Annotated in this window: 12 protein-coding genes; 3 read left to right on the top strand and 9 right to left on the bottom strand. The window is 66.9% G+C overall.

Annotation, left to right across the window (positions count from 1 at the left end):
* The first annotated feature begins 25 nt into the window (after positions 1-25).
* Positions 26-1,300 carry an amidase family protein gene (locus CLD20_RS13845; protein WP_224407245.1) on the top strand — a complete coding sequence of 425 codons (1,275 nt, stop codon included), beginning with the start codon at positions 26-28 and terminating at the stop codon, positions 1,298-1,300.
* 4 nt (positions 1,301-1,304) lie between these two features.
* Entirely contained in the window at positions 1,305-2,108 is an 804-nt protein-coding gene (locus CLD20_RS13850) for a hypothetical protein (RefSeq protein ID WP_224407246.1), read from the top strand.
* Positions 2,109-2,149: 41 nt separating this feature from the next.
* Here CLD20_RS13850 and CLD20_RS13855 read toward each other — a convergent pair whose 3' ends face one another.
* The 9 genes from CLD20_RS13855 to CLD20_RS13895 form a co-directional block, all read right to left on the bottom strand.
* A complete protein-coding gene (locus CLD20_RS13855) occupies positions 2,150-2,896 on the bottom strand; it encodes an SDR family oxidoreductase (RefSeq protein ID WP_224407247.1) in 747 nt (248 codons plus the stop codon).
* 96 nt (positions 2,897-2,992) lie between these two features.
* Entirely contained in the window at positions 2,993-3,808 is an 816-nt protein-coding gene (locus CLD20_RS13860) for a GntR family transcriptional regulator (RefSeq protein ID WP_224407248.1), read from the bottom strand.
* A gap of 88 nt (positions 3,809-3,896) precedes the next feature.
* Positions 3,897-4,919 carry a zinc-binding dehydrogenase gene (locus tag CLD20_RS13865; RefSeq protein WP_224407249.1) on the bottom strand — a complete coding sequence of 341 codons (1,023 nt, stop codon included), beginning with the start codon at positions 4,917-4,919 and terminating at the stop codon, positions 3,897-3,899.
* A 181-nt stretch (positions 4,920-5,100) separates the two neighbouring features.
* A complete protein-coding gene (locus CLD20_RS13870; RefSeq protein ID WP_224407250.1) occupies positions 5,101-5,523 on the bottom strand; it encodes a PaaI family thioesterase in 423 nt (140 codons plus the stop codon).
* A 34-nt stretch (positions 5,524-5,557) separates the two neighbouring features.
* Positions 5,558-7,075 (bottom strand): class I adenylate-forming enzyme family protein, encoded by a 1,518-nt coding sequence (locus CLD20_RS13875; protein WP_224407251.1) that lies wholly within the window; start codon positions 7,073-7,075, stop codon positions 5,558-5,560.
* Between the two features lie 28 nt (positions 7,076-7,103).
* Entirely contained in the window at positions 7,104-8,750 is a 1,647-nt protein-coding gene (locus CLD20_RS13880) for a UbiD family decarboxylase (RefSeq protein WP_224407252.1), read from the bottom strand.
* 106 nt (positions 8,751-8,856) lie between these two features.
* Positions 8,857-9,669 carry an ABC transporter ATP-binding protein gene (locus CLD20_RS13885; RefSeq protein ID WP_224407253.1) on the bottom strand — a complete coding sequence of 271 codons (813 nt, stop codon included), beginning with the start codon at positions 9,667-9,669 and terminating at the stop codon, positions 8,857-8,859.
* Positions 9,670-9,744: 75 nt separating this feature from the next.
* Positions 9,745-10,677 (bottom strand): ABC transporter substrate-binding protein, encoded by a 933-nt coding sequence (locus CLD20_RS13890; RefSeq protein WP_224407254.1) that lies wholly within the window; start codon positions 10,675-10,677, stop codon positions 9,745-9,747.
* 44 nt (positions 10,678-10,721) lie between these two features.
* Entirely contained in the window at positions 10,722-11,531 is an 810-nt protein-coding gene (locus tag CLD20_RS13895) for an ABC transporter permease (protein ID WP_224407255.1), read from the bottom strand.
* A 586-nt stretch (positions 11,532-12,117) separates the two neighbouring features.
* Here CLD20_RS13895 and CLD20_RS13900 point away from each other — a divergent pair.
* On the top strand, positions 12,118-12,741 hold the full coding sequence (locus tag CLD20_RS13900) for a VOC family protein (RefSeq protein ID WP_224407256.1): 624 nt from the start codon (positions 12,118-12,120) through the stop codon (positions 12,739-12,741).
* Positions 12,742-12,744 lie beyond the last annotated feature (3 nt).

Here is a 12,744-nt window from a genome sequence, read left to right on the forward strand (position 1 = left end):
ACCACTCCGACGCGCCGGCGGCAGATTGCGCTTTCGCGCCATCGATCAGGCGAGGGAGGCGATCGGGCAGCTGCTCGACATCGACCCGCAGGAAGCCGGCCGCATCTTCGCGCGCTTCGACGCAGAAAAAGTCTGCGCCGAAGCCAGGCGCATCGACGGCGATGCCAGCCTTGCGGCAGGCCCGCTCGCCGGCCTTCTCGTGACCATCAAGGACCTTTTCGACATTGAAGGCGAGGTGACGACGGCCGGCTCGCGCCAGCTCGCCGCCAACGCGCCCGCCGACAAGGACGCGGAGGCGGTGCGGCGCCTGCGGGCGGCCGGCGCCCTGCCCTTCGGGCGCACCTCGATGAGCGAGTTCGCCTATTCCGGCGTCGGCCTCAATCCGCATTTCGGCACGCCCGGCAACAGCCACGACAGGACGCGCATCCCCGGTGGCTCGACCTCCGGCGGCGCCGTCGCCGTAGCGCTCGGCCTCTGCGACGCCGCTCTCGGCACCGATACGGGCGGCTCGGTGCGCATCCCCGCCGCGCTGAACGGGCTCGCCGGCTTCAAGCCCAGCCAGAAGTCCGTGCCCCGCGACGGCGTGTTTCCGCTCTCGCCGAGCTGCGACAGCATCGGGGCGATCGCGCCCGACATCGCAACCTGCGCGGCGATCCATGCCGTGCTCTCCGGCGAGGCGATGCCCGATCTCAAGGCGCCGGCAAGGCCGCGCCTCGGCGTCATGCGCACGGTGATGACCGACGGCATGGACGGGGCGGTGGCGGAGGATTTCGAGGCCACGCTCAAGGCGCTGTCCGCAGCCGGCGCCGAACTCGTCGGTGTCACCTTCGCGCCGATCGAGGAGGCGGCGGCGGCAAACCGCGCGATCGTCTCCTCCGAGGCGCATCAGATCCACCGCGCCTATCTCAGCGAGCTTGAGACAACCGGCGATCCGCACGTCCTGAAGCGCATCCGTTTTGCCGAGACGCTCACCAGCGAGGATCTGGAGGGCGCCCGCAGGTCCCGCGCCGAGGCGCAGCAGGCCTTTGCCGCCCTCGCCTCCGATTTCGACGCCTTCGTGGCGCCGACAGTTCCGGTTCTGGCACCGGGGATCGAGGAGGTCGAGGCCGATTTCGACCGGCTCAACGGCCTCGTCCTGCGCAACCCTTCCTGCGTCAACTTCCTTGACGGCTGCGCGGCGACGGTGCCGATGAGCGCGATCGGGGAGCTTGCGACAGGGTCGATGATCTTCGCGCCCGCAGGGGCCGACTGGAAGGTTCTGGCGCTCGCGGAGCGCTTTGAAGCCCTCCTGTCGCAGTAACAGCTTGCCGCCGCCCGATCCGATGATCTTCGAGCTGGCCGTGCGAGCCGGCTCCACGGCCCTCATCGTGATCGCGGCGACGCTTGCCATTGAGCGCTTCGGCCCACGGATCGGTGGCTCGCTCGCGGGTCTTCCGATCGTCATCGGGCCGGGCTTCTTCTTCCTGATCCGCGATCACGGCGCGGCCTTCGCCGCGGACGCGGCCGCCACCTCGCTCTTCTCGCTGGCGGCGACGGAGGCCTTCCTCCTCGGCTATTGCCTGGCGGCGCAAAGGGCCGGCCCTTTCCTTTCGCTGGCGGCGGCGATCCTCGCCTGGCTCACCGTCGTGCCCTTCGTCGCCGCCATGCCGCCGATGCCGTTTCTCGGGGCGGCCGTCTTCACGGCGAGCGGCCTTGCCGCCTACCTCCTCGTGCGCGCCTTCGCAAAGGTGCGCGCTTCGGCCCGAGGCGGGCGAGGCCTCGCCCCTCTCCTCCTGCGCGGCCTCCTCGCCGGCCTTCTCGTCGCCGGCGTCACGGTGCTGAGCGCGCAACTCGGTGCTGCCTGGTCGGGCCTTCTGGTCACCTTTCCGGTCGGCTTCACCGTCATATCCGTCACGGTGCACCAGCGGGCCGGAAGCGTGGCGGCGATCGCCACGCTGAATGCCGCCATGCTCGGCACGTTCAGCCTGGCGATTTTCTCCTTCGGGCTTGCGGTCGGCATTCCGCTTCTGGGCAGCACCGCCGCCTACGGCCTGGCGCTCCTTGGAGGCCTCGCCGCGACGAGCTTCCTCACCCTGTGGAGCCGGCAACAGCCGGGCGGCACGGGCTGAAAGCTCGGCCGGCCGAGCTGCGGCCTTCCCGCCCCGGCGGCTCATGCGGGAGGCATCAGCTCCATCCACCGGCCGGAGCGGAAATCCCACACCTTGCCGGTCTCGGCGACCGAGGGCAGACAGCAGGCGAGGAGCGCCTCGGCGACCTCCTCGGGCGCTGCGGCGGCGGAAAGGTCGTTCTGCGGAAAGGCGTTGGCATAGAGCTCGGTTCGGACCGCGCCGGGGCTGAAAAGGTTGACCCGCAGCGGCCCGTCGCGCGTCTCGGCCGCATAGGCCTCGACGAAGGCGTTGAGCGCGGCCTTGCTCGCCGCATAGGCGCCGAGCCCGGGCTGGCGGCGCCAGGCAAGGCCGGAGGTGACGAACACCGCCCGCCCCGCATCCGAGCGCGCCAGCAACGGCCCCAGCGCGCGCACCAGATCGACATTGCCCGTCAGGTTGACCGCGATAATGTCCTTCCAGGCCTGCGGGTCGATCTCCACCGCCCTGGCGGGCGAGCCGAGAAGACCGGCATTCGCCACAAGAACGTCGAGCCGGCCGAAGCGCTCTTCCACCGTCTCGCCGAAGCGGGCGATCGCGGCGCCATCGCGCATGTCGAGCGCAAAGGGCCTCGCCTTTCCACCGGCGGCCGCGATCGCCTGCGAAACCGGTTCCAGACCTTCAAGGCTCCTTGCCGTGACGACGACCTCCGCGCCGGCCTTCGCCAGAGCGAGGGCGCTCGCCGCGCCGATGCCGCGCGAGGCGCCCGTCACCAGGGCGATCCTGCCCCCCAGCGCGTTCTCAGCTACCATTGGAGATCCTTGGAGGCAGGGCCAGGGCCTCGGTCAGGCAGGCGCACGGCCGCCCCTGTCGCGCCCTCGCCTTTGGCGGGGTGAGCAGCCTCTCGCTCACGCCGGATAGGGCTCGAAGGGTTCGTCCTCGCCGGAACCGGCATAGCCGGCGCTGATATTGACGTCGAGCAGGCTGGCGGAGGACATCAGCGCATCGAGCACCATCGCCTTGGAGGAGGAAAGCTCGTCGCAGATCGCCCGCTCGGCGGCGTCGGCATCGCCCGTGGTCAGGGCGACAATGAGCGCCTCGTGCTCGTGGCGCATCTCCTCGGTGCGGTTGCGCACGGCAAGGCCGAAATGAAGGATCCGCTCCATCTCCTGCAGGACGGAGCGCACCGTGTCGGCGAGGCGTTCGTTGCGCGTGGCGCTCGCCACCAGCATGTGGAAGGCGGAATTGGCGTGGAGGAAGCGTTCCTCGCTGCCGCGGTCGTAGGGCGTGTAGCTCTGCGTGCAGATCTGGTCGAGCCGCCTGAGGCTCGCCTCGTCGATGCGGCCGGCGACTAGGCGCACGGCCGCGCGCTCGACGATCTCGCGCAGCTGGTAGAGATCGTTCACGTCGCGCAGGGTGATCGGCTTGATCTGGTAGCCGCGGCGATGCACGGGCCGGACGAAGCCGTAGACCGCCAGCCGTTCCAGCGCGGTGCGCGTCGCCGCCCGCTTGAGGCCGAAGCGCTTGCCGATATCGGCCTCGGAGGTCATGGAGCCCGGCATCAGCTCGCAGCGGGTGATGGCGCGCCGGATCTTCTCGACCGCCTCGTCGCTCTGGCGCACCCCATCCGCACCGGAGCGGCCGCGCGAGCTTCGCGCCGCCCCGTTCGTCTTGAGCGCCGTCATCGCCGGACGGCCTTCGCCCGCTTCGTGCCCGTCAGTCATCGGAACCGCCTTCCGCGACGACCATTCGGATGACGCCGCCCGTCATGCGCACACGCAGAACTTGAGCATCCCGCAGGACTGCCACAGTTCAACGATGCGATTCAATGATGATCTTGCCGAACACATTGCGCTCCGCAAGGCGGCTAAAAGCCGTAGGCGTCTCCTTCAGCGGCAGGGCGCAGTCGATCGTCGGCGCGAGGCGCTTTTCCTGCACGAGATCCAGAAGCGCGAAGAGATCGCCCCGCTCCCAGGCGTTGGAGCCGCGGATATCGATCTCGAAAGTCCAGATGTAGCGAAGATCCGTCTTCGGATCGAAACCGGCCGTCGCCCCGCATGTGAGAATGCGGCCGCCCTGGCGCACCACCCTGAGCGAGGGCACCCAGGTTTCGCCGCCGGTGAAGTTGACGACCACGTCGACGCCGCCCGAGCCGGCGCCGGCGCCGTAGACCCTCGGCTTGCCGTGGCGCTCATGCACGACCTTCATGAAATCGTCGGCCTTGTAGTCGATGCCTTCGTGAGCGCCGATCTCGGCAAGCCGGGCAAGCTTTTCCGGCGTGGAAGCGGCGGCGATGACATGCGCGCCGGCGAGCCGGCCGAGCTGGACGCAGCAGGTTCCGACGCCGCCCGAGGCGCCGAGAACCAGCAGCTTCTCGTCGGCGGCCACCTTGCCGCGCGTGACCATCATCCGATAGGCGGTGCCATAGGCGACCGGCAACGCCGCGGCCTCGCGAAACGACACGCCTTCCGGCATCGGCACCAGCATGTGGGCGCCCACCTTGCAGTATTCGGCAAGGCCGCCGTCCATCCTCTCGCCGAGAAGGCGCCCGGTCTCGGTATCGAGCGGATCGACCATGACGCGGTCGCCCACCTTCCAGTCGCTGACGCCGGGCCCGACCTCGGCGATCTCGCCGGCGACGTCGATGCCCATGATGATCGGCATCGGGATCTTGATCCCCGGCATGCCGCGCAAGGTGAAGAGATCGTGGTAGTTGAGGGCGCACGCACTGACGGCGATGACGACCTCGCCCTCGCCGGCCACGGGATCGGGCCAGGAGGTCTCGTAGGCCAGTTCTCCGATTTCTCCGTGCTGACGGATGACCACGGCTTTCATGCCTGCTCCTTCGTGGGACGGGCGCGCCGGACCGGCGACACGCTCCTCGCCCGTTTCTCGTTTCGCTCCGGTGTCGACGGATAGCGCCGTCCCGCGCCCGGAGCGCCGCCGACGACACGAGGCGGCGGCGGCAGGGCCGTCCGCCACACCAGATTTCGGGGCGCAGAACCGCCCTTCGGCCTCAGACCTTCGGAACGCCGTAGCAACCGCGACCGACCGCGGTGAGCCGTCCGGCTTCGTCGGTGACGTCGATGTCGATGACGCCGACGGTGCGGCCGACGCGGCGCACCCTCGCCGTGCCGAGGAGATGCGGCCCGGTCGAGGGCCGCAGATAATCGACGCGGAAATTGATCGTCGGCACGTCGCCCGGCACCACCATCACCACCGCGAAATCGCCCACCGTATCGATGAGGGAGGCGACGGCGCCGCCGTGGAACTGCCCGGTGCCCGCAGCACGCTCCAGCTCCGGGCGCAGCTTCATGGTCATGGCGAGCGTGCCGGCCTCGGCATCGAGCTCGGAGCAATGCAGGCCCAGGAAGGCGATGAAGGGGGAGGCATCGAGGTGGGCCTGGATGTCCGCGGCGGTCATAGGCGATGATGTCAATTCGTTTCCTTTCGAAGGCGGTGCCGGCGCGGCCTCATGTGCTCCAGCCGCCGGCCGTCTCCAGATCGCGGGCGCGCCGCATCAGCGCGTTGCGGTCGATCTTGTTCGTGCCGGCGAGCGGCAGGTCGGCGCGCAGTTCGATCCGCCTCGGATGCTGGTAGGCCGGGCCGTTGGCGATCGAGAACGCCTTGATCTCCTCCACCGCCGGGCTGGTGCCGGCCGCCGCCACGATGAAGGCGACCGGGATGTGCCCGCGCTCCTCGTCCGGCATCGGCACGACGGCCGCCTGCTGCACCTTCGGATGGCGCTCCAGCAGCTTTTCCACCTCGTTCGGGTAGATGTTCTCGCCCGAGCAGACGAACATGTCGTCGGCGCGACCAAAGAAGAAGAAGAAGCCGTTCTCGTCGCGCCGCATGACGTCGCCGCTGATGTACCAGCCGTCGCGGATCACCTCGGCGGTCTTTTTCGGCAGCTTGTTGTAGCCGGTCATCACCGCCGGGTTGCGCATCATCAGCGTGCCGTGGTTCTCGTCCGGGCCGTCGACGAGCTTGACCTCGCTGCCGGGCAGCGGGTGGCCGAGCGAAAGCGGCGGCGTCGGCAGCCCGTCCGGATGCGGACCGAAGACGGAGGCGCCCGCCTCGGTCGTGCCAAAGCTGTTGGCCACCGTCGCGCTGGGGATCATTTTCTCGACCCGGTCGATCAAGGCGAGCGTCAGCGGGGCCGACGCCAGGACGATCTGGACGAGGCTGGAAAGGTCGATCTCCGGTTCCTTCTCCAGTTCCTTGACCACGCGCGCGAACATGGTCGGAATCGCCATCACATGGGTGACGCGATATTGCGCCATCGCGGCGGTATATTCGGCCGCCTTGAAGGAAGGCATCATCACCAGCAGCGCGCCGGCGAGGAAAGCGCATTTGGTGACGATGAGCCCGTTCATGTGAAAGAGCGGCTGGGCGATGATCTGCCGGCTTTCGGCCATTTCCGGCGCCACGGCCTTGGCCTTGAGAACCCAGAGCTGGCCTTCATGGGAAAGAAGGACGCCCTTGGGGCGGCCGGTGGAGCCGGAGGTGTAGAGAATTTGCGCCAGCGCGCCTTCCCGCGGCACCACGGTCTCGAACGCGGCGGGCTCGATCAGGGCCGCAAAGCCGTCGGGGCCCGCATTATCGAAATCGATCACCGGCAGGCCAGCGGGAAGCCGTGCCCGCGAGCCCGCATCGGTGAAGGCGAGAGCGACGTCGGCGTCCTCGACGAGGAAGGCGATGATCTCGTCCGGAAGCTTGATATTGACCGGCACCGCGACGAGACCGGCACGCATGATGCCGAAATAGGCGGCGATGTATTCGGCCCGATTCATGGAGGCGATGGCGACCCTTGCGCCGGGCGGCAGGCCGCGCGCCGAGAGATGGCGCGCAATGCCGCCCGACAGAAGATCCATCTCACCATAGGTGTAGGAGCGCGGCGCGGCCGGATCGCGAAGATCGACGATCGCGGTGCGGGCCTGATCCTGGCTGCGATCGATCAGGTCGCCGAGATTGAAGAAGTCGGTGATCATCTTCGTGGTGCCATCCCCTGCCCGGCGCTCACGGCTTGGCCGCGAACTCGGAATCGCGCAGGCAGACGCGCCCGAACTTGTCCTTCCACAGCTTGCCCTGGGCATGCAGCTCGCCGAAGGCGGCGGCCACGTTGCGGAAGCCATACGAGGACAGCTTGAAGTCGATGTCGGTGTAGTACATCGGCTCCGGCTCGATCATTGCCAGGATTTCCTGCGCGACAGCGGCGATATCGGCCTTGGCCTCCTGCGGCTCGTCGCTCTTGCCCTCGACATAGTCGCCGACCTTCACCCGGTCGGCATAAGCGTAGGCGACGCGCTCGTAGCGCTCCTTGGGGATGTTCTCGCCGATGGTGGCGTCGATGCCGACCTTGGTGCCGGTCGGCACGTGGCCCGGCGTGATGAAGAGGCTCGGATCGAGCGGCTTGGCCCGTGCGCCGGGGATGATCATGACGTCGCGGTCGCCCTGCACGCGCGTGGCGATCGCCCACTCCACCTCCAGCGGATTGTAGACGTCGATCTCCTCATCAACGATGACGACGTGCTTCAGGTCGCCGACCGAAAGCGCGGCGAGCAGCGCCGACTTGCCCTCCCCCGCCTGCTTCTTGATGGAAATCACCGCGTGCCAGTAGGCGGCGCCGCCGACGGTGATGTTGATGTCCTTCACCTCGATGCCGGTATTGGTGAGGGCGGTGCGCACCGGCTGGTGCAGCGCCGCGGCCCCGAGATAGGTGTATTCGAAGGGCATGTGCAGCGCCCAGTACATCGCGTCCCGGCGCATCATGATCGATTTGACGCGCACGTTCGGGTTCCAGTGCAGGCCGCCCATCAGGAAGGTGAATTCGCCGAAACGGCCTTCCGGCTGCGTCCAGCCGACCGGCAGGATCTCCGCCTCCAGTACGATCTCGCAGTCGGCGATGTACGGCAGGTCGATGGTCCGGCACTGGCCGAGCGCGACGGCCTGGCCGCGGATGCCGCCGGCAAGCGACATCTCCTCCACCTCGATGGGGGCGCGGTAGTTGGCCGCGAACATTTCGATCGGATGCGTGCCGATGGAGATGGAGATCGGCAGCGGCCGGCCGGCTTCGTAGGCGCGGTTGGCGTAGTAGCGAAGGTTGTTCGGCGTGACGATGTCGATGCCGGTCAGGGCCTTCTCCTTGACCATGAAGCGATAGCAGCCGGTGTTCACCACCCCGAGCTCGGGGTCCTTGGCCATGACGATGCCGGCGGTGATCATCGGGCCGCCGTCATGCACGGAGAAGATCGGCACCGGCAGATCGAACAGGTTCACCTCGTCGCCCGTCAGGATCACCTCCTCGGTGGAGGAAGTGGAGACCCGGGTCGGCTCGATCGGATTGGCAAGACCGCGCGAGAGGATCTTCTCGATGTCGCGGTAGCTGGAGCTGCCCATGGCGATGAAGGCGCGGTTGGCGGAGCGCAGGACGCCCGACAGGACCGGCATGTCGTAGCCGATGGGATTGTGGAACATCAGCGCCTTGTCGGACTGGTCGACGAGCGTGGCCATATGGCGAAGATCGACCGGCTGGTGGAGATCGACGAGCTCTCCCGCCTCGCGCAGATCGGAAACGAATTCGCGTATCCCGGCGCTGATCACCTTCGTTTCCACGCCCGGCTCCGCGGACTGGTCTTCGATCGGCATGTTCGTGTTGTGTTGCATGAGGAACGTTCCTTGAGGCGGACTGGAGAAGACAGGCGGCGGAAAACACGGGGTGCCGCGCGAGCCGCCGGCGCGCAGGCGCAGCCGGCTGGCGGCGACGATGGGATCAGGCGGGGGCCTCGGCGGGATCGTCGGCGGCCTGCTCGACCGCCTTTTCGCCCATGATCTCGTCCCAGATGGTGGAGCACAGATCGTGGAAGACGGCGGTCTTGCGGACGGCCCGCAGATCGCGCGGATAGTCGATATCGACCTTGACCTCGCGCTTGACCCTGCCCGGCCGGCCGCTGATGACGATGACCCGGCTCGACAGGGAGACCGCCTCCTCGATGTCGTGGGTGACGAAGATGACGCTCTTGCGATAACGGCCCCAGATGCGCAGCAGCTCCCGACCCATCATGACCTTGGTCTGGGCGTCGAGCGCGCCGAAGGGCTCGTCCATGAGGTAGAGCTCCGGCTCGTAGGCCAGGAGGCGGCCGAGGGAGACGCGCTGGCGCATGCCGCCCGAGAGCATGGAGGGATAGTGCTTGCCGAAGCCGGTGAGCTGAAGGAAATCGATCAGTTCCTGGCAGCGCTTCGCCCGATCGGCCTGCGGATAGCCGCCGAGCTCCAGGCCGACATTGATGTTCTCCTCGGCCGTCGCCCAGGGCAGCAGCGCATCGCGCTGGAACATGAAGCCGACATGCGGCGGCGTCCTGTCGATCTCGGCGCCGTCGACGAAGACCCGGCCCGCCGCGGGCGGCTCCAGGCCGGAGATGAGCTTCAGCAACGTCGACTTGCCGCAGCCGCTCGGCCCGACGATGGAGAGAAACTCGCCGTCGCCCAGCACGAGATCGACGTCCTTGAGAACCGTCAGATCCCCGTAAGCGACGGAAGCGCCCTCAAGCACCACCTTCGGCCCCGCCGAGACTTGCATGTCCATCGATTTCACCTGTGTCGGAAGCAACGTTCCAGGGGTCAGGCGCCCGCGCCGACATGGCCCGGGCGCCCGAATGCCTCACATTTCGAGGTAGGATTCCTCGAGAGTGATCGGCTTCAGCGAGGGATCGGCACTCGTCATGATGCTGTTCACCGTGTCGATCGCATCCTGGCTGTACTTGCCGCCTTCCGGGATGCGGCTCACGGCCGATTCCGCCGTTGCCGCGATGATGTCATCGGACAAGGTCGGATAGAGCTCCTTGACGAGCTTCTGCGCGAAGGCCGGATCGCTTCTCAGATCGGCCGAAGCCTTGTCCAGAGCCGACACCAGACCGGCGGCAAGCTCCGGATTCTCCTTGATCCACGATTCCTTCACGATGGCCGAGAAGCCGGCGTAGGGCAGCTGCGTGAAGTCTTCCACGATCTCGAAATCCCCGCGCTTGAGGAGGAATTCGCGGTCGGTCGTCACCAGCATGCCGGCATTCACCTTGCCGCCCTCGATCGCGGCGACCATCGAGGCGCCGGTGCCGGAGGGGATGAGCGAGTAGTCGCTGTCCGGCTTCATATCGAGCTCTTTGATGGCCCAGCGCAGCGTATTGTCGGTCATGGAGCCCGGCGAGGTGATACCGAGCGTCTCGCCCTTCATCTCGGCGATGCTGCTGCCCGCGGCGCCCTTCTTGCCGATCAGCGTGTAGTCGTGCCGGTCGTCGAGGCCATACAGGAAGACCGCCGGAATGCCACGGTTGCGAAGGCGCACGACGTGGTCGCCGGCGCAGAAGCAGATATCGACGCTGTCGCCGGCGAAAGCCTGAACCGTCGGACCGCCACCCTGGAAGTCCAGGGTCTCGATCTCGATGCCTTCATCGGCAAGGTAGCCCTTCTCCTTGGCGGCCATCACCGGCAGCATGCCTTCGAAGTTCACGGCGACGCCCGCGCGGATCGTCGTCGTCTCGGCCGAGGCGACCGAACTGGCACCAACCGCCAGAAGTGTCGCGAAGGCCGCTTTTCCCAAGTACGAAATCATATAAGTCCCTCTCGAGTTGTGGTTATGGTTATTCATGAAGCCCTCTTGTAGGGAAGAAGGCGATCCTCGATGATTTTTATTGCTTCGTTGAACAATATTGCCATGATCATGAGGATAAACAGACCAGTGAATACACCAGTCGTATCGAGCCGAGCGCCGGAAATCTGGATGTACCAACCGAGACCGCGGTTCGCGCCAAGCATCTCGCCGATGACCGAGCCGATGAGGGCGATGCCGACATTGATGCGCATGGCGGCGATGATCCACGGGATGATCGACGGCATCTGCACGCGCCGCAGGATGTAGAAGCGCGAGGCGCGCATCGTGCGCATGAGATTGACGAGGTCCCGATCGACCTCATGCAGCCCCTGGAGCGCATTGAGGATGAAGACGAAGACGACCAGGGAGAAGACCAGCATGACCTTCGACAGAAGGCCGATCCCGAACCAGATGACGAAGAGCGGGCCGAGCGCGATGCGCGGCAGGCTGTAGAGGCCCATCCAGAACGGCTCGACGACGCTGGCGAAGCGCGGCAGCGCGGCGAGCAGGACGCCGATGCCGAGACCGACGGGGAGGCCGAGAGCAAGGCCGAGGATCGCCTGCCAGAGCGTCGCCCAGCTGTTCGTCCACAGCGAGCCGGACACGGCCATATCCCACAGCCGGACGGCGATATCGCTCGGCCGGCTGATCCAGAACGGATCGATGAGGGTGAAGGAGACGACTTCCCAGATCGCGAGGATGGCGACCAAAAGGGCGATCCGCCAGCCGCTCAGCCACAAGGCCGGAAGGGAAACGGTTCTGCGGACGACAGGACCCGTGCCCGCGACAGCAGGAGCGCTCACGCCCTGCCCTGCCCGTGCCAGAGGCTGTCGTCCCTCGCCGAAACAGACAATCTCGCTTGGGTCATGGACATCCGCCTCCAGGCCAGCCGCCCGGGTCCGTCCGGGCGATTTGTAACCTGTTAGTAAGATATCCGAAACATGTCAATACGCCGCGAATTCGGCGTGGCGCGAACAGCTTCCCCCACAACCTCGCAAGCGCCATGCCATACCAGGATCTCCCACCGGGCGGATGAGTCTTTCCCGATTTGCACGGAGCTTCCGCCCCTCGGGAATGGAGTGTGGGGCGCGAGATTCCGCCTACCCTTCTCTAACTAGCTATATATTTGAATGTTTTCTGAAACGCCGCTGTCGAACGGAAGGTGCTGCGCACAAGTCGCGCATCCCAGTCGAAGTCTGCCCGCCCGGGCACCATCTTGACTATCTTGCAGGCAATCATGCGCCGGCGCATTGCAAAGCGATTGCCATCCGACGATTGACTTGACATGTTACGAAGCCTATCGGAGCCCAATCTTGCCGATGCCCTCCCGGAAATGCGCGCTGCCGAAGCGCTCCCCCGGCGGCCTGCGGCGACATCGAAGGAGCGCTCATGTCACGGCTCGACCATCTCCTTTGGTCCGCGCCCGTCCTGGAAGACGGCATCGATCTCATCGAGCGCCTCACCGGCGTGCGGGCTGCGCCCGGCGGGCGACATCCGGGGCGCGGCACCCATAACGCCCTCCTCTCGCTGGGCGAGGACTGCTACCTGGAGATCATCGCCCCCGATCCCGAACAGGAGCTGGAGGCGAACCTCGGGGCGAGGCTGAGCGCACGGGCGATGCCAGGCATCTTCGCCTTCGCCATCTGCACGGACGACCTCACCGGCCTCGGCAAGACGGCGCGGGATGCCGGCATCCCCTTCCGCGGCCCGGAGGACTGGAGCCGCAAGCAGCCTGACGGCCCGGAGCTCTTCTGGCAGCTCGGCTTCGCCGACGAGACCGAATATGGCGACCACCTTCCCCTCTTCATCGACTGGAAGGAGACGACCCACCCCGCGCGCACGACGCCGGGCGGCCTCAGCCTGAAGCTCTTCGAGGTGATGCACCCCGATCGGGAGGGCCTTTCCGACATCTACGAGACGCTGGGCATCGACCTGCCGGTGCTGCGCGCCGACCGCCCCGCCTTCCGCGCCATCCTCTCCGGACCGCGCGGCGAACTCGTCCTGACCTCCTGACAC

It is taken from the genome of Afifella sp. IM 167, assembly GCF_020144925.1.
Taxonomy (GTDB): Bacteria; Pseudomonadota; Alphaproteobacteria; order Rhizobiales; family Afifellaceae; genus Afifella.

Coding starts and splice junctions, on each gene's coding strand:
- CLD20_RS13855 (WP_224407247.1), bottom strand. CDS start 2,896: ATGGTAGCTGAGAACGCGCTGGGGGGCAGGATCGCCCTGGTGACGGGC.
- CLD20_RS13860 (WP_224407248.1), bottom strand. CDS start 3,808: ATGACTGACGGGCACGAAGCGGGCGAAGGCCGTCCGGCGATGACGGCG.
- CLD20_RS13865 (WP_224407249.1), bottom strand. CDS start 4,919: ATGAAAGCCGTGGTCATCCGTCAGCACGGAGAAATCGGAGAACTGGCC.
- CLD20_RS13875 (WP_224407251.1), bottom strand. CDS start 7,075: ATGATCACCGACTTCTTCAATCTCGGCGACCTGATCGATCGCAGCCAG.
- CLD20_RS13880 (WP_224407252.1), bottom strand. CDS start 8,750: ATGCAACACAACACGAACATGCCGATCGAAGACCAGTCCGCGGAGCCG.
- CLD20_RS13885 (WP_224407253.1), bottom strand. CDS start 9,669: ATGGACATGCAAGTCTCGGCGGGGCCGAAGGTGGTGCTTGAGGGCGCT.
- CLD20_RS13900 (WP_224407256.1), top strand. CDS start 12,118: ATGTCACGGCTCGACCATCTCCTTTGGTCCGCGCCCGTCCTGGAAGAC.